This window comes from Thioclava sp. F36-7, assembly GCF_002020075.1.
Classification (GTDB): domain Bacteria; phylum Pseudomonadota; class Alphaproteobacteria; order Rhodobacterales; family Rhodobacteraceae; genus Thioclava; species Thioclava sediminum.
Map to the genome: position 1 here is coordinate 1 of NZ_MPZR01000020.1, position 23,160 is coordinate 23,160.

The following is a 23,160-nucleotide window of genomic DNA, read 5'->3' on the forward strand; positions in this document are numbered from 1 at the left end:
TTGCGGCCTCGCCAATACTTACAAGCTTCTTCATCATTTAGATGATATATGATACGAAAAGCATAAGTCAAATTGAACTGTTAAAGCCCCAAGGCACCTCGTCCGCAGCGGAGCCCCCCCGCGCGAAGCGCAAAAGCTGCAGGCTCTACGATCGAAACTTTTCGACGGCCTGTTCCCTTCACCGCAAACTGACCCTGCCGATCGCGGATAATGGGGGGCAATATCTGCCGCAAGGGCACGGGCGCCTACTTCCCGGTGATCCCGCCCGAGCGTCCCGCTGCCGAAGTGAACACGCAGGTCGATGCCTTTCTCGATATCGAGAAAGGCCGCCCTCCCTCAGCCTCGAACGCACATCTGGGTTGAGAGACGCATTTCTCATCTCATTTCTCGGTTGCATCTTGTATCGCCGCCCGCCAACCCCATCTATAAAATGCTTAGTTATTCCGACCGCACCCTGTCTCCCTTATCGGCCTCAGTTTGCTTTTCGATCTGACCGGCCGACCTGCCGCATCCTGCGGGCAGATTTCCAAACAAGGAGACAACACGATGGCCAATGGCACCGTGAAATGGTTCAACCCCGGCAAAGGCTTCGGCTTCATCCAACCCGAGAGCGGTCGCAAGGACGTGTTCCTGCACATCAGCGCGCTCGAACGGGCGGGCCTTTCCCAGATCGACGACGGTCAGAAAGTGACCTTCGAGATCGAAACCGGCCGCGATGGTCGGGAATCCGCCAAGGATCTCGAACTCGCCTGATAAAACCGTTCGCGGACTGGTGTCTTCCGGTCCGCGAACGCGCCCATGTGGCGAGAGTCTTCTCTGCTCGAATACCTTTGCGCAGTCCAGGTTCGAAACATCTGTAGAACCACCCATCCGGCATTGCGGACCAAGATGTGCGGGCGGGTTCAAAATTCACCTGTCTACGCGGAGAACGATCATGGGCTATTCCCCTCAAAAGAAACAACTCGACCTCAAGGATTTCCTGAGCCAACCCGCCAAAAAAGGTTTCCGGAAAGGCGTCGGCTTTCGTCGTGCGCCGACAAATCCGTCCCCTGTCAAAGCCAGCGCAAAACAGGCCACGGCAAAATAAATAGCTTTGCCGGGTTCGTTAATTTCCAGACTCCGCGAATAATCTTGCCTGATGGCGGCTCCCCGAGAGACGGGGCTGATCAGTCGGCGTTCAGCGCGAGCCACTTTCCTGAATGCTTATTGAGACGCCTTGATCCTAGCTTTGGGCCAAGACTCCCTCATGGGTGGCAGCCTCCTCGCGCGCCGCGTTCGCCGTGGGTTCGCTACCGCTTGGCCCCAAATCGGCCGGCCACAGTCACTCACGGCATTTCCACATTGACGTGGATCACGGACTCAAGCTCCCTTCTCGTGGCACCCAACGACAAGTGAACCCATTTCCGCACGCGCTTTGCCTTACGATGCATCGCTCGCCGAACAGGAAACCTGGATGCCCGATGATCCATACAAAGTCCTTGGCCTGACCAAGGCCGCCACAGCTGACGAAATCAAGAAGGCGTATCGCAAACTTGTGCGGACAAGCCATCCTGATTTGCACCCGGATGACGCAGGAGCCGAAGCGCGGTTCAAGGCGATATCGGCCGCTTACGATATCCTGAAAGATCCTGAAACCCGTGCGCGCTATGACGCCGGAGAAATCGATGGCCTCGGCGCAGAACGTCCGCAGCGCCAGTATTACCGTGATTTCTCGGGCTCATCCGACAACAGCTATCATCGACAGCGCGGGGTTGGGCCGGATGTCGATCCGGCAGATATTTTCGCTGACATATTGCGCAATCGCGGACGGTCTGGCGGCGACTTCGGCGACCGTGGTTTTTCCGCGCGCGGCGCCGACGCGCGCTATTCGCTCAACGTGCCGTTTCTCGATGCTGCGCGCGGAGCGGAAACCCACATCACGCTGCCCGATGGACAAAGCCTGACAGTCAAGATCCCACGGGGCACTGAAGACGGCCAGACACTTCGGTTACGCGGCAAGGGGGCGCCTGGCTATGGCGATGCTTCTGCGGGTGATGCGTTGATCACCGTTCTGGTGGGGTCTCATCCGGTGTTCGACCGAGACGGCGACGATATCCTGGTAACGCTCCCCATCACCATCGAAGAGGCCGTTCTCGGCGGCAAAGTCACCACACCGACCATTGACGGCCCCGTCGGGCTCACGATCCCAGCGGGCGCGAATTCGGGCCAGGTCTTACGTTTGCGTGGACGTGGCATCGCCAACGCGAAGCGCAAAACCAAGGGTGATCAGCGGGTTGAGCTGAAGATCGTGACACCACCCAGCATTGACGAGGATCTGCGCAATTTCCTCACCGAGTGGCGCAAGACACATCGCTTCGATCCGCGTGTTGATTTGATTAAGAGGGCCAGCGCATGACGGAGAGGTTTTCCGAAGAGGACGTGATCTCCAACGTTACCCGGCTCACACGAAGCCAGCTTTTGCGCTTTATCGAAGGCGAACTCGTGCGACCAGCAAAGGGCGATACCGGTTATATTTTCCGCAGCGTCGACATCGCGCGGTTGGAGTTGCTGTGCGATCTTTCCCATGATCTTGACCTCGACGAAACGGCGCTGGCAATCGTGATGTCGCTCCTTGACCAGTTGCATGCCGCACGACAGGACCTCGCTACCTTTGCGCGCGCGATAGATACCTTGCCATTGGAACTTCAGACGCGTGTCATTGCGGCAATGAAGCAGCCGTAAGCCCAACTCGCCTCTCTTCGTTCGGGAAACAGGCTAGCTTCAAAACGAGGACGTTTCAGGGGAGCATGTCAGAGGTTATTGAGTTATTGCTGCTTTCTTGACCCGCGAGCCTCCCCGGTGCGACGATGTCAATCCGCATCGCAAAGGTTGAGTCTCTTTGCAGGAGTATGGCGGTTCGTTTCATTAGCTGCCTGAGGGCGGAAACGAGAGGGAGATTGAAAATGGAAGATGCAATTCAGCCCGGCCAAGGCGTTTTTGTGACTGGCGCAGAAAAAACGATCTTCCGGTTTGAAGGACGCGCACGGGATGGCTTCGTGACTATTAGCGGATCAGGCGGCTTCACCTGCGACGTGCCAGAGGATTGTATTCAAGCGGTCAAAAAGCGCACCCGGAAGGAATTCGGAAATATCGACTTTCATCGCGACTGAACGCGCAAAGCACCCATCACCTGATTAACGCCTTGGCAGGTCGTCGAAACTTGCCTCCTCCGCCACGGGCACGGCGGCGCGCCCGCTTTGAACGGAGACCTCAACAGAGAGATCATAGAGCGCGTTGCCAAATCCTGAGAAGCTGCCCGAAATTGGTGAGACCTGATGGATACCTCGACCGACCGCGACCGGTATCAGGTTCTGCGACCCGACGCTGCGATTTGTCGGGTCGAATGCGATCCATCCGGCGCCGGGGACGAATATCTCGACCCATGCGTGGGTCGCCCCTGAGCCAGCCGATCCCACAAGGTTCATTTCGGGATTGAAGAGATATCCCGAGACGATGCGGGATCCGAAACCGAAATGGCGGACGGCCTCGGCAAGCAGGACCGCGAAGTCGCGGCACGAACCCCAGCACCGGTCGAGTGTTTCGGCCGGCGATTGGGTGCCCTCATCCTCCCGGCTCTGGTAGGAAATCTGCGTGAACACCCCGGTGCTGATGTCCTTCAGCAGAGACAATGTGTCAGTCGGGCGCCCCATGACGAAGTACTCGACCCAGCGGGAAAGGCGGCCTTGAATGTCTTGATATTGCGGGGTGGTCAGCGCCCCCAAGTCCGTCCAGTCGTCCGCAGCGTAGAGAAAAGGATATTGGGCAGCAGAAGAAGCGATGGCGAAGACCGGCCAGGCCGACGCAGTCAGCTCCACGGACGCACGGCTTTCGATTGCCAGATGATCAGTCTGGTCGTCGAACACGGCGGTGGCGATGGCGTTGCCCGCCACATCATGCGCCCATGTTATGTGCGCCGCCGGCGTAATGGAGAGCGCGTGCGAGAGCAGCCGCAATTCGCGCGTCTCGCGCGGGCGCAGCATCAACCTGTGCGGCCCGAGAGAGACGTCTCCCCGGTATCGGTAGGTCGTTTTGTGAAGAATGTCGAGGCAGGCCAAATGACGCTCCAATACGGTCAGATAATAGTGGCAGCCACGCCCACAGCCATGTCGGCTAGCAATGGGGCAGCCAGACGCCTCGTTAAGCCGCTAATTTCTCGGTCGTGTTTCCGGACTCGTCGGCATCCCTTCGTTTTCGGCGGCCAGAATGGAGGCTTCGTAGCGCCGTCTTTCGGGAGCCGGCAGGGGCTCCAGTCTGGATAGATCAGGATCAGGCGATCGGAATACCGAGTAGAGATGGCGCAGATGCGCCTCCGAAACACCATCGGCTTCCATCACGAGGCGCACCATCGGATCCGAAAGCATCTCTTCCACGAAAAAATCCGACAGGGCACGGCCCGTAAGCTTGTCTCTGGCACGCGCGTGATCGAGATCGGCCAGAGAAACGGTCAGCGTCCTTACCAATCCGGGATGTGTGGCTCTGGGATGAAGCTTCACCATGACGGAAGCTTTCCAGATTTCGGGGTCCTTCCGATCCGGAGGCGAGACCAGCTCCGTCTCGATCTCATACTCTCCCGCCGGGAGTGTCTCGGCAAACCCCGGAATGTTGAACGGGCGGGAAAAAACCGCGACGGTCTTGCGTGTAAGTTCTTCCACTGGCCTAATCCTCTCACATGATGAGCGAATGACCCGCGCCCTTGCCAGGGCCGGGGCGCGGGTCTGCGCAGGTCTTAAGAAGTCTTGGATTTAGCCGTCGCTTCCTTGCTGGCGGCCTTAGACTCGCTCTTCTCGGCAGAAGGCTTGGCAGTCTTCTCGGGCGTTGGCTTCAGCGCCGCTGCGGCCCGAGTGGTCAGGTCCTTGAAGGACATGTCATCGATCCTTTTATCGCCCGACGTCAATTCTTGGTCCATGTCGGACCGGGATGCTTGTCGCCGGTTTGATCTATATGGGGACCAGGGACCCAATTTACGAGGGTCAGGCGCCGAGGAATCTGAGATCAGATGAGTCAATCTGCACGCAATCATGGCCGATTTCATGAACGAGACCGGCTGCGCGCCTATGGGGGAGCGGGAATTGCATTTTCCCAACGCGCGAATGGCAATCATCGCCAGCACGCTCTTGCTTGGCTCTATCGGAATTGCCACCTTCGGCCTGCTGCACGCATCCGTGGCCTTTACCTTGGGAGTTCTGGGCTCGATGCTGCTGCGAACCGTGCCGCCCGGGCAGGTCTACAAGGCCATCGACTGGCCAGTCATCGTCCTGCTGGGATCGCTTATCCCGGAGGCTGGCACGATGCAGACCTCTGGTTCGGCAGATGTTCGGGCGCGTTTTTTGGTCGATACTGTTGCACGCGAGAACACCATCGCGGCTCTGGCGGCAATTCTGATCACCACGATGTTCCCATCGGATTTGATGAAAAATGCGGCCACGGCAGCGGTGCTGAGCCCAGTTGCCCTGGGCATCGCCGCTTCGCTCGACGTGAACCCCGACAGTTTCCTGATGGCGGTGGCGATCGGGGTATCTTGTGCTTTCCTCACGCCGATCGGGCATCAGAACAACACTCTCATCCTCGGGTCGGGCGGCTTTCGCTTCGGCGACTACTGGAAGCTTGGACTGCCGCTCGAGATGATCGTCGTTGCAGTAAGCTTGCCGCTGCTGCTGATCGTCTGGCCGCTATGAGCTTTGGAGATGACGCGCGCCGACCGGCAGATAAGCAATAATCTAAGCCTCCAGTTCTGGCAGTGCGATTGGCTTGACCCGAGAAAGGCTAGCGGCGTCTGGCCAAGCCACACTTGCCCCTTCGAACCAATGGCACACCAAGAGTAGCTCACGTATTCCGCCGAAACACAGCTTGCCCCAAGCGCGGACCATAGAGGGACAACGCGATCTCAGGTGAAGTTGTTGGTCTTCATGCCACTATCTATCAAATTGAAGGCCAGTTCAGGTTCAGAGATCACACGCCGGGGGACGCCCCTTCGCCGGCTCTACTCTCAGACGCGCGGTTACCTCGACGGTGGCTCCATCAGTCGGAAACTCAACGGTCGCGCTGGAATGCGCGTGACCGTTCACGGTAATTTCGACGGCGCCAGTGCCAAGGCCCTCCGGGTCATCGATCCGAAGCGAGATGGCGCCGGCTGGACCGCGGAGGCGAGCGCGGAAACGGCCCCAGCCCTTCGGTAGACACGGGGCGATGTGCAAAGCGCCCCCAACAAGTTCCAGCCCGAGGATCGCCTCGACCCCCAGTCGCCAGGACCAGGCGGCGGCGCCCGTATACCAGGTCCAGCCTGCGCGCCCCTCGAATGGCGCCGCGCCCCCGACATCGGCAGGCATCACATAAGGCTCCGCGCGGTAGCGCTCGGCATCTTCCCGAGAGGCACAGCGACGGATCGGGTTGATCAGGTCGAATATCCGGTAGGCTTCCTCTCCATTCCCGAGCTTCGCCTGTGCCATGCCGAGCCAAGTAGCGGCGTGGGTATATTGGCCACCGTTCTCGCGCACGCCGGGTGGATAGGCCCGGATGTAGCCCGGATCGCGGGGCGTGCGGTCGAAGGGTGGCGTGAGGAGACGCACGAGGCGCAACTCTCGGTCGACCAGCCATTCTGAGGCCGATCGCATCGCCTGCCGGCCGCGGTCCCTGTCGGGCCCGCCCGCCAGGACCGACCAGGACTGAGCGATGCTGTCGATACGGCATTCGTCGCATTCCTGCGAGCCCCAGGGCTGCCCGTCATCATCAAAGGCGCGCATATACCATGCCCCATCCCAGGCCGCGTTGTCCGCTGCCTGCTTCAATTCTCTTGCCCGACGTTCCCAATGCTCAACCTGATCCTCGTGCCCGCCTCGCCGGGACAGATCGGCGAAACCTTCGGCGCAATGGGATGCGAACCAAGCCAGCCACACACTTTCTCCTCTGCCGTGATAGCCGACACGATCCATTCCGTCGTTCCAGTCCCCTGCCCCGATCAGCGGCAGGCCGTGCTGTCCCGAGGTGACGCCATGGACCAGCGCCCGACGGCAATGCTCGAAGAGTGGCCAAGCCTCAGCACTGCGCGGGAAGGCGGCGTATCGGTCTTCTTCGTCCTCAGTAAGTGGTGGTGCCGTGAGAAACGGAACCTCCTCGTCGAGAATGCCGACATCTCCGGTGGAGCGCACGTAGCGATGGGTGGCGTAGACAAGCCACAGCATGTCATCCGAGCAGCGCGTCCGCACACCGCGGCCTTCCGGCGGATGCCACCAGTGCAGCACATCGCCCTCCTCGAATTGATGTCCGGCGCAGTCGAGGATATGGGCGCGAACGCGAGCGGGTTCCGAGAAGAGGAAGGCCATCATGTCCTGCAATTGATCGCGAAAGCCGATGCCACCGCCAGCCTGGTTGAACCCGGCGCGTGCCATAATACGGGAGGAGAGCGCCTGATAAGGTAGCCAACGATTCACCATCAGGTCGAAGGCGGGATCGGGCGTCTCGACCGTCACCGCCCCTAACCGCTGGTGCCATGTCGCGAGAGTCACCTCCAAGGCCTGGGCTGCACGCCCGACATCGGCCCATTTTACCGCGAGCGCCTCCGCATCCTCGATATTCGCGCCATCGCCGAGCACGAAAACTACCTCCTCGCCACCCCCCGGGGCTATATCGAGATGGACCTGATATGCCGCGCAGGCATCGCGAATTGCATCGCATTTACCTCCGAGCGACCAACGTCGCAGCCCTTCGGGATTTGTGGCGTCGTTTTCTGGGCCGTAGAACGTGGCCCGATCGCAGGTCAGGCTGTGCGCCGGATGGCTGGCGGTGAGAAACGCGACGCGCGATGCGAATTCCGGCTGCCAGCCGTTGCGGGCGATCAACGCCCGGCTGGCTGCACGATAGGCGCAAGCAACATGCGGCCGCGAGGCACTTGGCAACCCGCCGAGTTGCCATTCGGCGATGTAGGTTGCGGTGATGCGGCGCGGACGGTCGGTGGTGTTGCGCAGCCGAAGGTAGGCGAGTTTCACCGACGCTTCGGTAGGCACGAAAATGGTGAGTTGCTGTTCCAGACCTTGGCTTGTCCGCGTCCATTCGGTGCTGCCAGCTCGGTGGGTCACCTCGCAAGGAGCCTCGTGCCCCGCAGGCAATGGCGTCGGCGTCCAGATTCTCGCTGTTTCCTCGTCTCGCAGATATAGGGCTTCGCCCTGAGCATCAGTTACCGGGTCGTTCGACCAAGGCGTCAGTCGGTGCTCGCCGGCATTGAGGCTCCAGGTAAACCCGAGGCCTGCTTCCGAGACGATTGTGCCAAAGTAGTCATTCGCAAGCACGTTGCACCAGGGGGTCGGCGGAACGCGGCTGGCATCGAGGTGAATGACATAGGCGTCGCCATCCTCTGAGAACCCTCCGTAACCATTTTCGAAGCGCAGCACCTGCGCAGGGGCTCGCGGTGGTTGGGTCTCTCTCTCTGGTTGGCCATCAGGCGTGAAAAGAGGCGACTTGTCGCGCAGTTCCTGCACCGATTGTAGCGCCTCTGTCAGCGTCTCGGCAGCTCCGTCGAGCACCACCTGCGCCAATTCCTCGAGTGCGCGGCGCTGGGACGTGGCAATGCAGTCGGCGCTATGCAGATGCACGCCTCCGTCACCGCCTAGCCCCTCTGCCAGCCCCGCATCGCGCAGCGCGTCGCGTAATCGCGCATTGATCGGCTCCTCATAGCTTGATGCCCCTGTGCTCAGGATCACCAGATCTGCCCGCAACCCGTGCCGATGCCACCAGCGATGAGCGCGCACCACCGCGGGTAAAAGCGCCGCGTGGTCGGCATCATCCACCCGCACGAGCACGATCGGCAGATCGCCTGACAATCCCAGCCCCCAGAGGTCGTGCTGACCGGTTAGAAAACCGGCCAGAGACTCGGCCCGCTTGACAGGCGGGCGAACGAGTTCTGAGGCAACCGCCTGAGCTGCGCGCAGGTCGGCACCGGATGCCCCGAGTTGATCCGCCTCGATTGCGATGCTGCGCTTGGTGTCTTCGAATGCCCAATCGAGCGCGTCGCCGCCAGAATAACGGCTAGCGATTTCGATCGCGGTTTCGCGCGAACCAGCGGCGACGGTCATGAATGCCAGCTGCACCCGCGCGCCCGGTGCGAGCCGAGCCGTAGCCCGCAGCGCCGACGCTGGGTCGAGCGTCCAACCCGCGGTCGCCTCCGGTGGGCGGTGCAGCCAGTCCAGTGGTTCGCTGCTACCGTAGCGACCAAGGATCGCACGGCGGTCGCTGTCGAAGCCGCCGAACTGCACCGCGTCAGACCCGGTGAGCAGCCTTTGGAGCATGACTGGCGGTCGGTCGGAGGGGCGACGCGGGCGCCGGGTAAAGAGCAAAGCATCGAGCCCGACCAGCGGCTCGCTCTGCACGAATAGCTTGCTGAAAGCAGGGTGCCGCTCATGGGAGGCGAATGAAGCTAGGGCGACCTCGGCATAACTCGACACCTCGATCTCGCGCGTGCTCTGACTCTCATTGACCAAGGTGACTCGGCGAATCTCGACATCGTCGGCCTGGACGGTAACGATTTCCTGTGTTGCGGCGATCTCGTTCTTATGCAGGTGGAAGCTGGCTCGGTCAGGATAAAAGGTGATATCCACCGCTTGGCTGGACCTGCGACGGAAATCCCAAATCATGCCGTTCTCGGCATCACGCAGGAACAGTGCAGCCCGGGCGGGGCGGCCGATGTCCCCTGACCAGAGCGTTAGCGACTGCCCCTGCCACCACAGAGTGCTGTCTCCACCATCGCTTATCCAGGACGACAGGCGACCGTTGCCGATGACATGGAGATGCGGCACCCCGGTATCGGGCGCTGGCCAGCCATCCAGCGGCGGCACGGCTCGGCGCTCGAGTTCGGGAAGTGGCGGTGGGGCGGCATCGGGTAGCGGCTCGGGGACATATTCCCATGGCACCCTCTCCTGTAGCAGCATCTCCATCGCCGCGATCCGCGGGTCGCGGTTAAAGCGCCGCACGAGGCTATCGCCTGTTAGGGCATTGTCGATAGCGGACAGCAACATCCCCTGATGATGCGCCATGAAGGTCTGCACCGGGGTGAAACGCGCGCTGGGGCTGCGTTCGGCGGTAAAATCGGCAGCGTCATAGAAGCCGTATCGCCCTTGCATCCCCATGGCATCGAGACGTCGCAGGTTGGCAACAGCGGTTGCCGGCGCCACGGCAAGCGCCAGCGCGCTAGCATAGGGCGAAACCACGTAGTCTTCATCGAGCCCGCGCTTCAGGCCCAGCCCGGGGACGCCGAAGGCGCGATACTGGTAACGATGCGAAGCATCGCGCGTGGCGAAGGCGGCTTCCGACACCCCCCAGGGCAGACCCAACCGTTCGCCGTAGCGCTTCTGCACCGCGACGGCCGCCGCTTCGCTTTGCCCGAGAAGCCGGCCCGGACCGCTGCGCAATAGCAGCGCGGGCATGAGATATTCGAACATCGAGCCGTTCCAGGACAGCACGGTCAGGTCGCGACCGGGATGCGCCAGTGGTCGTCCAAGGTGGAACCAGTGCTCCACGGGGACATCTCCCTTGGCGATCGCAAAGTAGCTTGCCAGCCGCGCCTCGGAGGCCAGTAGGTCATAGCGGTGCTGGTCCAGCTGGTCTTGGCTCAGGTTGTAGCCAATGAAGAACGTTCGGGTCTCGCGGTCGTAGAGCAGACCGAATTCCATCGCCAGCGCTAAGCGATGGGCATGCTCGGCGCTGACCGTGAGGCTGTCGCGAAGGGCGCTTCGCGCGGCCAGCCCTTGCGTGAACGCAGCGCGAAGGGTGTCGTGCCAAGGATCGGCCTCCCCGTCTCCAATCAGACCCCGTGCGGTCTCAATTGCGGTCTCAGTGTCCTCGAGGCGAAGATCGGGCGGCAGGACGTCGACAAGCTGAGCGGCGAGTGCCTCCTGCCCAGGTGGCGGCGCGACGACAAGGGGCGTCCACGGGCAAAGCGTCTCTAGATCTCGAATGAAGCTGTTCACATGGTGGATGCTGCGTTCGAGCCAGAGATGGATCTCTCGGGAATCTGTCGCCGGAGCGGCTTCGATCGCGGCCGGAAGCTCCGCCGAGAGCGCGGGCAGCCCCGTGTCCTGCATTGCGCCGGCGCTCGCGGCCCAATCCTCCGGCCGGTCGCGAACCCGCGCCGCTTCGGCGATCAGGTCGTCGAGACGAGCGAGCAGTGGGGCAGAAGGTTGCGACGGCATCGCCGCAAGGGCATCGCGCAGCAGTCCGAAGCTGTCCGCCAGACCATCCCACGAAACAGATGACACCGGCGGACCTTGGGCCGCCTCCCGGCACCCCTCCGTGAGCGTCACCAGGGCCACCGCAAGGTTGCCGCTGTCGACGGTGGAAACATAGCGCGGCTCCAACGGTTCGAGGGTGCGGGTATCGAACCAGTTCAGGATATGACCGTGGTAGCGCTCGAGCCGCTCAAGCGTGGCCAGCACATTGGCGGCTCGCGCGACGAGGGCGGGCAACCCGGAATGACCAAGGTCGAACGCGGAGAGCGTTGAAAGCAACAACATGCCGACATTGGTGGGTGAAGAGCGGTGAGCTATCTCTTCATGCGGCTCGGTTTGATAATTGTCGGGCGGTAGCCAGTTGTCCTCAGGCCCTGCATAGGTCTCGAAATACAACCATGTGCGACGCGCGAGGTGACGCAGGAAACGCTGGTCGTCACAACTCAGAGATTCTTCTGGGCGATGCAGAGGGCGGGCGATCAGCTGCGCGATCTCGGGAGAGATCAGCCATAGGAGCAGAAGCGGCGCTGCACCGGGCAAAGCTTCCGGCGCAAAAGCCATCAGCGTGGCCGCCATAGCCAAGGCCAATATCGGTGCGCCAGCCATCTCCTCCCAGGCACGCCTGCGATCCGCGCTGTCGGCGGTGGCGACATGGGCAGAGGAAGTCCATTCGAGCATCCGCCTGCGCGAGACCATCATTCTCCACAGCGCACGACAAATTGCGTCGAGCGAGACGAACGCTTCATGAGCCATGAAAACGACGGCAAGGGTCCAGCGCCGGGCGTGATCGAGGAACTGGCGCGTCCGCTCGCGCACTACGCCGCGTCTGCGCCCGCGGATAAAGCCCGCAATGGAGTCTGTTACCAGGTAGACTCCCGGAGCGACCACAGTGAGCACGGACCACACAAACGCATCCGACGGCACGAGAAGCCAGCCGATCAGAGCGAGTAGCACCAAAACCGGCGGGATCAAGCTGCGGCGCAGATTGTCGATGATTTTCCAGCGGTCGAGAGGTGAAAGCGGATTCTTGAATTGCTTTTCGCCCCGCCCGGGCACAGTGCGCCGGAGCCAGGGCAACAACTGCCAATCGCCGCGTATCCAGCGGTGCCAGCGGCGGGTGAATTCTGGGTAGTTGCCCGGGAAATTCTCATAGAAAACGATGTCTGACGCGAGCGCGGCCCGCCCGTGCAGGCCTTCGAACAGGTCATGACTGAGTATCGCGTTCTCCGGCACCCGCCCGCGCAGGCTCTGGCTGAATGCTGCGGCGTCATAGGCCCCCTTTCCCGTGAAGACGCCTTCGCCAAAAAGGTCCTGGTAGACGTCCGACACCGCCCGGCTATAGATATCGATCGCCGTGTCGCCAGTATAGAGCCGGGCGAAAAGCGAGGCCGAGCCCGCCTCTGGCGAGATCTCGATCCGCGGCTGGATGAAGGTATAGCCCGAGATCACGCGCTCGCCTGTCGGATCGAATTCCACCCGGTTGAGCGGATGGGCAAGCGTGCCGATCAACCGGTGGATCGTGCCCGGCGGGGCGATGGTGTCTGCATCCAGCGTGACCACAAAGCGCACGACACCAAGGGCGCCGGTATTGCCCTCGGTCAGGGCGAAGGCCGACACTGCATCGCCGTGAAGGAATCCATTGAATTCTTCGAGCTTGCCGCGCTTGCGCTCCCATCCCATCCACACGCCTTCTGCCGGGTTCCATCGCCGCCGCCGGTGCATCAGAACGAAGGGGTGACCTGGTCCGTATCGTCCATTCAGCTTCCGGATGCCCTCGCTGAGAGCGTCTTCTACGCCCGCGTCTGATGAAAGGGTTTCGCTCGCAGCGTCTGCCAGGTCGCTCAGGATCACGTAGCGCAGGAGCGGGTCGGGGTTGGTCAGCCAGTGCCGCTCGAGTTGGGCGATGAGTCTCGAAACCTCGTCTTGCGCGGCGATGATCACCGGCAGGACGACGGCCGTCTCACAACCTTTCGGCAGGCCATCACGGAAGTCGAGCTTGGGAAGCGTCCGGGGCGGGATCGTCTGAGTTACAAGCCAATTGACAACAGTGACGGCTATGATCGAGGCCGGCATGAGCGACAGCAGCGCGGCAACGATCGACGCAGTGACCGACGCGTTGTTCACAGCAAGCATCACCAGCGGCACGGTCATCGCCACCGTCCCCACCGCAATCAACGCGACGGCATAGGAGGCGCCCGCATGAGCCAGGACCCAGCGTCGCCACGCCGCCGCGGGACGTGCGCGAAAGCCCACAAGCTGCTCCAGTTGACGGCGCCCGTCGCCGGCAAGCCACCAGCCGACATGGTTGGCGCGGGATGCCCCGGCATGGGAGGTAGCCAGCAAGATCGCCTGATCGGCAACACGCGTTTCGGACCAGTCCGAGCCCTCGGATAGCTCCTCGACCGCTTTGCGATAGCTGTCGCGTGTGTCGAAATCCATCGCGGCGTAGATACCTGCCGGGTCCTCCCGGAGGATCGCCTCGACCCGGTTCGTCGCCTCGAAGACCTCCTCCCACGGCACGCGCGAGATGGCCGAAAGCGCCATAATGGCACGCGAGACCGCCTCGGTCGGGTCGTGCGCCTCACCGTAAGCAGCTCCTGGCGTTGCTCTGAAAGGAGGATCAATCTTTTCGATCAATTCAGAGAAAGCCACGACGATGGTCTCGAGGCAGGCGAGCCGCAGCATCGCAGGAAAGGCCCAGAGTTCCGCGATCGTCAGGGCCGCGCCGCGCTGGAAAGCGGCCAGGAATCTCTCTGCGGCCTCGATATTTACCTGCATATGCGCAGATGCGAGAAAGCCATGCGCGGCCAGAAATATCCGCGGCAGGCCGCGGCACTCGGGGGTGGCGAGGCTGGGCAGGCGGCGATAGAACTCCGGCGGCATATCTGCCTGAACCTGGCGCACTGCGCGGCGAACATGATACTCGTTGTCGAGCAACCATTCGGCCGCCTTTGTCGCTGCCGGAGGCGGATGTATCGAACTGCGTTGCGCCCTGACAAGCCATTTCGGGATCGCATCGAGTTCGGCCCAGACTGGAGCGGAACGCGGAGCGCCCGCGCAGATCTCGAGGTGGTGGCTCAAGCTCTCGGCTGCGTGATCGAGCAGTTCCTCCGGCCCGGCGCCAGCTTCCCGATCTGGCGCCTCGATCACACCGGCGCCCTAACCATAGGTAATCGCCACGGCGCGGCCTGCGCCGAAGGCCTCGATCCGGCTTCGGGGCGGCGCACCAGAAGCACGGGAACAGTAGCCGCCGAAATCAGGTATTCCGCCGTGCTGCCGATCGGCAGGTCAGGATGCGCCCCCTGCCCGCGCGCGCTGAGCACCACGAGGCTGGCGGCTTCCTCGTTTACAGCTCGGGCGAGCGCCCGACGCGGGTCTTCGCCACTGATAAGGCGCACGCGCGTGCGCAACGCGTCGGCGGGCAACAGTGCCCGGATTCTGTCGAGATAGGCTTGGGCCACGCGTTCGTTGCGGTGGCGCAGGTCGGCACGCAAAGCCTCGTCATGGGCGTCGGGCGGACTGTTTCCCGTAAGGCTGATGTCCGGCACCGCGTGCAACAAGACCAACTCGGCGCTCCGGCTCTGGGCGGCACGCAGGGCAATCGGCAACACCGCCTCCGCCCAGGTCGAACTGTCGAGCGGCACCAGGACACGCCCCCCGGGCGCCTGTCGCGACACGTCATTGGCCGGGGACTCGGGGACGATCAAGACAGAGCCTGCGGCGCGCTCGGCGACCTGACGCACCGTGCTGCCGAGACCCCATTCGGTCCAGCGGTCGCGTCCACCTACACCCAACACTATCAGATCCACCCCGGCCGCATGCGCTTTGCGGCAGATGCAGTCCGCAGACGCTCCGCTCATGACTTCCGTGTGGATGTCTGGCACGGAACAGATTTCGCCAACAAGCCGGCCAAGCTCTGCCTCCTCCTCTCGGCGGCCGAGGTCCCAATCGACGGGATCGACCGGACGTCGCATAGCCTCCGTTCCGGCCTCCATCACCCGAAGCACCGTTAACTCGGCTCCCATGACTTCGGCAATGGCCGCAGCCTCAGCCAGAACCCGACGCGACTGCGGCGAATGGTCGAGACAGGCCATCACGTGACGAAAATGCAAAGAAGTGTCTCTGGGGCGGCTCATCGCCACCAACAAGTCGCGCGCCGAATTTGGATGCAATTCTGGCATCGAAACCTCCTTGGCGAGATATTTTGTGTTAAGGCAACCCCTTATTGGCTTGCGGCTTCCTTTCTACCAGATGCGGGATGCGGCAACATTGACACAACGCAACGCGACGGAGGGGATGGAGCGCGTGATCTGTCACTCGAATGGCGTCTCGTCTCTGTGATTATCCGTCTCGGGTCCTGCAGAAAGGAGTGCCTGTCGTCATCGAACAATGCTCCGATCTGGGCACATCGAGTTCACGACACCTCTGAAGGAAACTCATGATGCACGGCCGCGAATCTCGTTTCAGTAGAGTTGCCCGAAAATGCAATTTGCCACATGATGATTGCCGAGTTTCTTGCAGACCTGATTGAACCTGACATCTCTTGCGACGCGACAAGGACCCCCATGCCTTCCACGTCCTATCCTCCATCGACAAGCCCGGCGAATCTTCACCCAGTCGACACCCGGCTTCTGGCGGAAGAGCAGCATATCATCTCGAGGCTCCATGCACTGCCCCCAAGTGAAGCCCTTCAGGCGGTCTCAGCCAGGGCGGAAGGACTTAGCAGCGAGGAAGCCGCGCATCGCCGGGTCGCGCACGGTCCCAACCGGCTTCCCGAACCGCCCCGACGAAGCCCGCTGTTGCGCTTCCTGGCGCACTTCCACAACGTGCTGATCTATGTGCTGCTCGCCTCCGCCGCGGTGACGGGGGCTCTTCAGCATTGGCTGGACATGGGTGTGATTCTTGCCGTGGTAATCGTCAACACGGTGATCGGCTATGTCCAAGAAGGTCGCGCCGAGCAAGCAATGGCCGCGATCCGGGATATGCTGGCGCCGCGCGCGGCGGTGCTGCGCGACGGACGCCGACAGACCCTCGAGGCGGCCGATCTGGTGCCCGGCGACATCGTGCTGATCGAGGCGGGTGATCGGGTGACAGCCGATCTTCGGTTGATCTCGGCCCGGGGGCTGAAGGCCGAGGAGGCGATCCTGACCGGCGAATCCGTGCCGGTCGACAAGGGCACCGCATCGGTCGCGGAGGATGCGCCGCTGGGCGACCGGAATTCGATGCTCTTCTCGGGCACGCTGGTGGCCGCCGGGGCGGGACGCGGCGTCGTCGTGGCGACGGGCGCACAGACCCAGATTGGCCGGATTAGCGGCATGCTGAGCCGGGTCGAGACGCTGACGACGCCGCTCGTCGCGCAAATGGACCGCTTCGCCCGCTGGCTGACGGTCTTCATCCTTATGGTGGCGGCGACACTCCTGACCTACGGCTACTTCGTCGGCCACCTGCCGTTTTCCGACCTGTTCATGGCCATCGTCGGCCTCTCGGTAGCTGCGATTCCCGAGGGATTGCCAGCAGTGTTGACGATCACCCTCGCTGTCGGGGTGCAGGCAATGGCCCGACGCAACGCCATCGTTCGCCGTCTGCCGGCGATCGAGACGCTGGGCGCAGTCTCGGTGATCTGCTCGGACAAGACCGGAACGCTGACGCGCAACGAAATGACGGTGGCCTCACTCGCCGCGACCGAGCACGTTTATTCCGTGATGGGCAACGGTTACGCTCCCGAAGGCGCGGTGCGCTGGCGCGATGCCGATATCGACCCGGACGACCACGCGGTGCTGATGGAATTCGCCCGCGCCGCGGCGCTTTGCAACGATGCGCTGCTGCACAGCCATGCCGAAGGCTGGCGTGTCGAGGGCGACCCGATGGAGGGCGCGCTCATGGCGCTCGCCGGCAAGGTCACTCGAGACGGGCCCGAGCCCTTCCGCGAATGGTCCCGTGCCGATGCAATCCCCTTCGATGCCGCGCATCGCTACATGGCCACGCTGCACCGCGACCGCAAAGGCCACGCCTGCATCCACGTCAAGGGCGCCCCCGAAGCGGTGCTTGCACTCTGCGCCGACCAGCGCAGCGCCGACGGCAGCACGGAGCCGCTGCACGTCGATCACTGGCACGCAGCGATCGAGGAGCTCGCTGCCGAAGGCCAGCGGGTGATCGCGATCGCCACACGCGCGGTGTCTGCGGGCCACGCCGAACTGATATCGGCTGACCTGGAGGGGCAGCTGACCTTCGTCGGCCTGATCGGTCTGATCGATCCCCCGCGGGCCGAAGCCATAGACGCCGTCGCCGACTGTCATGCCGCGGGTATCCAAGTGAAGATGATCACCGGCGACCATGCCGCCACGGCGCGCGCCATCGCCGGAAGAATCGGGCTGAAGAACGCCGAGCGCGTTCTCACCGGCGCGGATATCGAAGCGATGGACGACGCCGAACTCGCCGACGCGGCCGTGAAGACCGACATCTTCGCGCGCACCTCTCCGGCCCACAAATTGCGGCTCGTAACAGCCCTGCAATCGCAGGGGCTGACCGTCGCCATGACCGGAGACGGGGTCAATGACGCACCGGCGCTCAAGCGCGCCGATGCCGGGATCGCCATGGGGCGAAAGGGCAGCGAGGCAGCCAAGGAGGCCGCCGAAATCGTGCTCGCCGATGACAATTTCGCGTCTATCGCCGCAGCAGTGCGCGAGGGCCGGACGGTCTATGACAATATCAAAAAGGTCATCAGCTGGACACTACCCACCAATGCTGGCGAGGCAATGACGATTGTCGCAGCGCTCTTTGCCGGCATGACACTGCCGATTTCGGCGGTGCAAATCCTCTGGGTAAACCTGATCACCGCCGTGACGCTGGGCGTCGCGCTCGCCTTCGAACCGTCCGAGCCCGGCACCATGCGCCGGCCGCCTCGCCTGCGCGCCGCGCCGCTGCTGACGGGTCAACTAATCTGGCACATCGTGCTCGTCTCGTCGCTATTCCTGATGGCGGTTTTCGGGGTTTACTTCTACGCCACCGACCGGGGCTACCCGTCCGTCCTGGCGCAGACGATGGCAATGAACACCTTGGTCGTGCTCGAGATTTTCCATCTTTTCTTCATCCGCAACATCCACGGCACCTCACTCACCTGGGCGGCTGCGCGAGGAACGCCGATCATCTGGGGCTGCGTGCTTACCGTCATGGCAGCCCAGCTCGCAATTACCTACGTCCCCCCTTTGCAGAAGGTGTTCGGAACACAAGCCGTGCCGGTCCCCGAAGGCGTATTGATCATCCTGATCGGCGTCGTTTTCTTCGTTTTGATAGAGATCGAGAAGCAGATGCGGCTCGCACTTCGAAGCCTCACGCCCTGATAAGAACCGATTTCAGGAAGATCAAAAGGGCGGACCTCTTCGCATTGTTGCGCTAACTCCGGCTCTCGAAAGAACCCTAAATCCCGGTCAAAGCCTGCGCACGGAATTTCCGCCTGCGACGATTGCGCGGATCAGCTCTGCCGTGGCCAGGTGCGCCTCCCCTGCGAGAGATGCGGCAGCCGCGTGTTCATGACTTGCGGCCGCATCTTCGAGCACGCCGACGACCTCGGCCTCCGACAGCAAACCGCGATCGTTCATCGCCAAGAGCAACGCCTCGCAGATCGACAGCGCAGCGATCCCTGCATATTCCGATTTCGAGGACATTGGTTTCGGCCTTTCCTTGTGGGATTTGGGTCGCCACCGGCTGGTAATGGTGCCAACATGCAATATGACAGAAATTCCTTTCGGCTGGACTGATCGAAAGCAGCTTAAGCTTGCGATACCAGGTCTGTGCTGACCGGGACCAATGGAAAGCAAGCCACGGATGGAAGACACACCACTCGCGCGTAAGCTTGCGGCATTCGTCACCCTAACGGATCAGGAACGCACGGCTCTGAAGCTCTTATTTCGCCACCGCCGCTCGTTCGCGGCGGGACGCGATCTGGTTCATCAGGGCCAATCCGAACACGCCACCTATATTCTCTCGAAAGGATGGGTCTCCTCCTACAAGATTCAGCCCGATGGCGGGCGACAGATCGTCGACTTTCAGGTCCCCGGTGACTTCCTGGGCCTGCGCAGCATACTTTTGCGCACCTCCGATCACAGCTTCGAGCCAGTGGTCGAGATCGAGGCGGCAGAAGTGCGGCTGGATGAGTTGCTCGATGTTTTTAAGACCACACCGCGGCTTGCGACCGCCATACTTTGGGCGGCCTCTCGCGACGAGGCGATGGTCGTCGAGCATCTTGTGGGGATTGGCCGTCGCAGCGCGGATAAACGCGTCGCACATTTTCTTCTCGAGCTTGGCGCACGGCTCTCCTTTGTCGGCGTCGCAGACAAGCGCGGCTTCGATTGTCCGCTCACGCAGTATCATCTGGCCGATGCCCTGGGGCTCAGCGCGATACACGTCAACAGAGCGCTGCGCCAGCTGCGCGAGGTTGGGCTGGTCACCTTTCGCTCGGGCCGCGTTTCCTTCCACGATTACGACCGGCTGATCAGCGAGGCAGAGTTCGATCCCTCCTACATGGATCAGGAAGGCCCTTTGCTGACTTGATTGCGCTCGGCACGCTGATCCATGTCAGGACCGATCCTTGTGATTGCGCTTATGTTGACGGGAAGTTTTCAGCGGAGGTCATCAAGACTGACCTGAAAAAACAATTATTTAGGCGAGGTCTACATGCTGCTTGATAGTCAACTCACCTGCGCACCAACATCGACCTGTCTCCAGTTCGTGGAGGATGGAATTGGATTTTTCAGGGAGATTGACGCGTGCGCGGCGAAAGCCTTGGAAATGCGAACACACGTCGCCCGATTCCCTTCGGGCACGACCATCTTTGCCCAGGGCGAACCCGCTGCCTCGATTGGGGTTCTGGCCTCGGGAACGGTGAAGGTTGTCAACCTGACCGTAGACGGCAGAATGCATATTCTGAGCCTGCTCGGCCCTGGGGATATCGTCGGCGACATCGGGGCTGCTGAGAACAAGTTGTCCTGGGAAGCGGCAACGGATGTTACCCTGTGCTGGATGACGCGTTCGAGTTTTGAGACACTGCTGTCAGAGCACGCAACGTTGCAGAAAGGCTATCTCGCCGCGACCGTCCGTCAGCTCGAGAAGGAACGCCTCTGGGCGTCATCCCTGCGCGGCACGGGAACTATTCAACGTGTTGCGGCCCTGTTGTTCGCTCAGCTACCTCCGCAGTCGGGCACGGTCGATACGCATTTGCCGCTTTCGCTCACGCGGCGCGACATCGCCTCGCTGTTGGATATGTCCAGCGAGACGCTTTGCCGCGTTCTTCACGAGATCAAAGATAAGGGGGCAATCCGCATGCCCACGCCCGCTCTGATCGTCGTGCAGCAGCCTGGCACTTTGCTCGCGATCGCAAAAGGCGTGGGGGCCTCGCTCCCCAACGGCATGATGAACAACGGCATGAGGAACCGACCGAAACTCAACGAGTCTTTTCCGATAACGGCCCATGCGTCAAGGCGTATGAAGCCAGTCATGATCAAGGCCATCGAAGATGAAATCGGTTTTCTGCTGCCAATCGGGAGGCCATGAGGAGACGCTGCGAACGCGGATCTGCGCACGAAACCGCTTTGCTGGCAGCATGTTATACGAGAACCCAGTGGTCGAACTGCCGAGATTCTTCTGAGGCGTCGTCGCAACGGATGCTTGCCGCATACAAGGCCCTGACATCGGGACAGCTGAAGGTGAAGGCTACCCGTTCTCTGCTCAGACATCGCGTCACGAGAAAAGGGGGTTCGTTCGGTCAGCGCGAGCATCAGAATCTGGTCGTCGCGGATACGGGTATCTCAATTTCTCTGAGCAAGGCGGGGTGCATGGTTCGCGATGTGACATACCGTTCATTGAGCACCCTCTCTTTGAAAGCTGGCATTTGAGAGTATGCTCGGAAGATCAGAAAACGAGCAGAAACGCATCCTCGAAAACTGATGCCGACACCTGAGGCGAAAAGCTAGCCACAAGATACAAGACAGACTATCGGTAGGTATTTCCAGCCGCTGGATTGCGGGTCGGCGCGACCAGCGTCGAGCCCTGCTTGAAAAGCCAGCCCGCGAGACCCACCATAGGCAGACCCCGCCCCTCCCCCGCCCGAGCACACGGTCTGCACGCTTGACCGCCTGACCTAACGAAGACTTTTCATGCGCAGCACCTTAGACCGTATCCGCCAAGCCGTGAGTTTCGAACTCATTGGCCTCCTCATCGTGACGCCGCTTTTCGCTTGGGCTTTCGGTCATCCCATGGAGGAAATGGGCGTGCTTGTGGTCCTTGGCGCAACAGCGGCCACTGCCTGGAACTACCTATTCAACTTGGCCTTCGATCATCTCTTGCTCTGGCGTCGTGGCGATGTCCGTAAGACTATGCCAATTCGGATCTCTCACGCGGTGCTTTTCGAGCTGACGCTGCTCACCCTGCTTCTGCCGGTTTTCGCATGGTGGCTCGACGCCTCCCTGCTGACCATTCTGGTGATGGAACTGTCATTTGCAGTCTTTTACCTCGTCTACGCCTTCGTTTTCACTTGGGGATACGATACGATCTTTCCGCCTCAGAAACGTGAGCGGATGGCATAAACATGGACGACGATGCTACCGGAGGAGCCTCCGCCTGCTTTGCTCATCTTCTGGTCGACGGGCACCTGGTCGATCCCGAGACAGCACGCGATGTGGCGCGGTTTAGACGGGCGGAGCGCGCTCGGCTTGTGGCCGCGCGGGCCTTGTCGGCAGAAGATCGGGAGCGTGCGACCGACCGGCTGATTGACGGTCTCGACCGGATAGTTCCTCTCGATGCCCGCCTCACCGTGGCTGTCTATTGGCCGATCAGAGGCGAGCCGGATCTGCGGGGCTGGATGGGCAAGGCACATGAGGCCGGGGCCGAAATTCTGTTGCCCGTCGTCATCGAGCGAGATGCGCCGCTCGAATTCCATACGTGGTCCCCGGAGTGCCAGATGGTGCGCGGTATCTGGAACATCCCCGTGCCGGCCGCAGGCGAACCTCGCATGCCCGACATCGTGATTGTCCCTCTTGTCGGGGTCGACACGACCCTCCACCGCCTTGGAAACGGGGGTGGTTATTACGACCGGACGCTCGTTCGTTTTGAGAAAAAACCGCGGATCGTCGGCATAGGTTTTTCGGGCTGCGTCTTGTCGACCATCTACCCGATGCCTTGGGATGTGCCGATGGACGAGATCCTTCTGTCGGATGGAACCCATTTGACGAGATAGCGCAGAGAGGCGCCGTGTCCCTGCCTCGTTGCGCCTCGCCAGGCGTGGTTCCGGCCGCACTCCTCCCGCCGTAACGAGCGCATCAAATACCACGCACAATCTCGAGGCACTGGTTGCCGGCACCCCCAGGACGGCATCGACAGCTTTATCGATATCAGGCAATGCGTTGATGCTCAGGACCTGCGAGGTCACAACCCAACGCGCTACACGGTCCATAAGAATGACCCGTGGTGCATCACTTTCGAGTTCCACGACGGCGATGCTTATGTGCTGGACTAGGATCAATATCACCAAGAGGCAAAGATGAGCCGCAATCCTGCCCGCTGCCCGACGCATCCGGGCGAACTGCTCCGCGAGGACCTGATCCCCGCGACCAGGAAGTCCAAGACCGAGATCGCGCGGATGCTCGGGATCTCGCGCCAGCACCTGCATGACATCCTGGCCGAACGGAAGCCCGTGAGCGCTGAGGTCGCCGTGCGTTTGAGCAAGCTATTCGGAAACGCGCCGCTGATCTGGATCAGGATGCAGGGCGCCTATGATGCCTGGCACGCAGCCCGCGAGGTGGATGTGTCGGCGATTCCGCCGCTCTGTCCGGCGGAATTGCGCACACCGACGCATCCGGTCGGGCATTCCGACAACATCCGGTCAGGTGTTCCGGATATCCGGTCACCGCGAGAC

General features: G+C 61.7%; 19 protein-coding genes. 13 read left to right on the forward strand and 6 right to left on the reverse strand.

Going from position 1 to position 23,160, the window contains the following annotated elements; all coding sequences use genetic code 11:
- Window positions 1–210: 210 nt before the first annotated feature.
- From BMI89_RS21000 to BMI89_RS20160, 6 genes are all read left to right on the forward strand, one after another.
- Window positions 211–363: a hypothetical protein gene (locus BMI89_RS21000; RefSeq protein WP_168176854.1), complete on the forward strand. Its 153-nt coding sequence runs from the start codon at window positions 211–213 to the stop codon at window positions 361–363.
- A gap of 183 nt (window positions 364–546) precedes the next feature.
- Window positions 547–753, forward strand: coding sequence for a cold-shock protein (locus BMI89_RS20145; RefSeq protein ID WP_078572559.1), 207 nt, complete (start codon window positions 547–549; stop codon window positions 751–753).
- 181 nt (window positions 754–934) lie between these two features.
- Window positions 935–1,087 carry a hypothetical protein gene (locus tag BMI89_RS21005; protein WP_168174797.1) on the forward strand — a complete coding sequence of 51 codons (153 nt, stop codon included), beginning with the start codon at window positions 935–937 and terminating at the stop codon, window positions 1,085–1,087.
- Between the two features lie 366 nt (window positions 1,088–1,453).
- On the forward strand, window positions 1,454–2,395 hold the full coding sequence (locus tag BMI89_RS20150) for a J domain-containing protein (RefSeq protein ID WP_078572560.1): 942 nt from the start codon (window positions 1,454–1,456) through the stop codon (window positions 2,393–2,395).
- Complete coding sequence (locus tag BMI89_RS20155; RefSeq protein WP_078572561.1) at window positions 2,392–2,721, forward strand: chaperone modulator CbpM; 330 nt, start codon at window positions 2,392–2,394, stop codon at window positions 2,719–2,721. Before BMI89_RS20150 ends, BMI89_RS20155 begins: the two co-directional genes overlap by 4 nt.
- A 221-nt stretch (window positions 2,722–2,942) precedes the next feature.
- Window positions 2,943–3,149 (forward strand): hypothetical protein, encoded by a 207-nt coding sequence (locus BMI89_RS20160; RefSeq protein ID WP_078572562.1) that lies wholly within the window; start codon window positions 2,943–2,945, stop codon window positions 3,147–3,149.
- A 24-nt stretch (window positions 3,150–3,173) separates the two neighbouring features.
- Here the strand turns inward: BMI89_RS20160 and BMI89_RS20165 are convergent, their stop codons facing one another.
- The 3 genes from BMI89_RS20165 to BMI89_RS21010 all read right to left on the reverse strand — a co-directional run bounded on the left by BMI89_RS20165 (window position 3,174) and on the right by BMI89_RS21010 (window position 4,903).
- On the reverse strand, window positions 3,174–4,094 hold the full coding sequence (locus tag BMI89_RS20165) for a transglutaminase family protein (RefSeq protein WP_143593983.1): 921 nt from the start codon (window positions 4,092–4,094) through the stop codon (window positions 3,174–3,176).
- A 90-nt stretch (window positions 4,095–4,184) separates the two neighbouring features.
- The gene (locus tag BMI89_RS20170; RefSeq protein ID WP_078572564.1) at window positions 4,185–4,691 is read right to left on the reverse strand and encodes a hypothetical protein; all 507 of its coding nucleotides are present in this window, start codon (window positions 4,689–4,691) and stop codon (window positions 4,185–4,187) included.
- A gap of 74 nt (window positions 4,692–4,765) precedes the next feature.
- Window positions 4,766–4,903: a hypothetical protein gene (locus tag BMI89_RS21010; protein WP_168174798.1), complete on the reverse strand. Its 138-nt coding sequence runs from the start codon at window positions 4,901–4,903 to the stop codon at window positions 4,766–4,768.
- A gap of 154 nt (window positions 4,904–5,057) precedes the next feature.
- Here BMI89_RS21010 and BMI89_RS20180 point away from each other — a divergent pair, with 154 nt between their 5' ends.
- On the forward strand, window positions 5,058–5,714 hold the full coding sequence (locus BMI89_RS20180) for an SLC13 family permease (RefSeq protein WP_078572566.1): 657 nt from the start codon (window positions 5,058–5,060) through the stop codon (window positions 5,712–5,714).
- A gap of 267 nt (window positions 5,715–5,981) precedes the next feature.
- Here BMI89_RS20180 and BMI89_RS20185 read toward each other — a convergent pair whose 3' ends face one another.
- Both BMI89_RS20185 and BMI89_RS20190 read right to left on the reverse strand, forming a co-directional pair.
- Window positions 5,982–14,402, reverse strand: coding sequence for a glucoamylase family protein (locus tag BMI89_RS20185; RefSeq protein ID WP_246832088.1), 8,421 nt, complete (start codon window positions 14,400–14,402; stop codon window positions 5,982–5,984).
- Complete coding sequence (locus BMI89_RS20190) at window positions 14,399–15,433, reverse strand: universal stress protein (protein WP_078572567.1); 1,035 nt, start codon at window positions 15,431–15,433, stop codon at window positions 14,399–14,401. The genes BMI89_RS20185 and BMI89_RS20190 overlap by 4 nt, the downstream gene beginning before the upstream one ends.
- Before the next feature lie 489 nt (window positions 15,434–15,922).
- Between BMI89_RS20190 and BMI89_RS20195 the strand changes: the two genes are divergently transcribed.
- Window positions 15,923–18,592, forward strand: coding sequence for a cation-transporting P-type ATPase (locus tag BMI89_RS20195; protein ID WP_246832089.1), 2,670 nt, complete (start codon window positions 15,923–15,925; stop codon window positions 18,590–18,592).
- 87 nt (window positions 18,593–18,679) lie between these two features.
- On the opposite strand, the gene BMI89_RS20200 is transcribed toward BMI89_RS20195, so the two are convergent.
- Entirely contained in the window at window positions 18,680–18,916 is a 237-nt protein-coding gene (locus tag BMI89_RS20200; RefSeq protein ID WP_078572569.1) for a hypothetical protein, read from the reverse strand.
- A gap of 160 nt (window positions 18,917–19,076) precedes the next feature.
- Here BMI89_RS20200 and BMI89_RS20205 point away from each other — a divergent pair, with 160 nt between their 5' ends.
- The 5 genes from BMI89_RS20205 to BMI89_RS20230 all read left to right on the forward strand — a co-directional run.
- Window positions 19,077–19,802 carry a Crp/Fnr family transcriptional regulator gene (locus tag BMI89_RS20205; protein ID WP_078572570.1) on the forward strand — a complete coding sequence of 242 codons (726 nt, stop codon included), beginning with the start codon at window positions 19,077–19,079 and terminating at the stop codon, window positions 19,800–19,802.
- 123 nt (window positions 19,803–19,925) lie between these two features.
- The gene (locus BMI89_RS20210) at window positions 19,926–20,801 is read left to right on the forward strand and encodes a Crp/Fnr family transcriptional regulator (RefSeq protein ID WP_078572571.1); all 876 of its coding nucleotides are present in this window, start codon (window positions 19,926–19,928) and stop codon (window positions 20,799–20,801) included.
- A gap of 602 nt (window positions 20,802–21,403) precedes the next feature.
- Window positions 21,404–21,832 carry a PACE efflux transporter gene (locus BMI89_RS20215; protein ID WP_078572572.1) on the forward strand — a complete coding sequence of 143 codons (429 nt, stop codon included), beginning with the start codon at window positions 21,404–21,406 and terminating at the stop codon, window positions 21,830–21,832.
- A gap of 2 nt (window positions 21,833–21,834) precedes the next feature.
- Entirely contained in the window at window positions 21,835–22,482 is a 648-nt protein-coding gene (locus BMI89_RS20220) for a 5-formyltetrahydrofolate cyclo-ligase (RefSeq protein WP_078572573.1), read from the forward strand.
- Between the two features lie 303 nt (window positions 22,483–22,785).
- Window positions 22,786–23,160: HigA family addiction module antitoxin (locus tag BMI89_RS20230; RefSeq protein WP_078572574.1), on the forward strand; the 375-nt coding region annotated here is incomplete at its 3' end.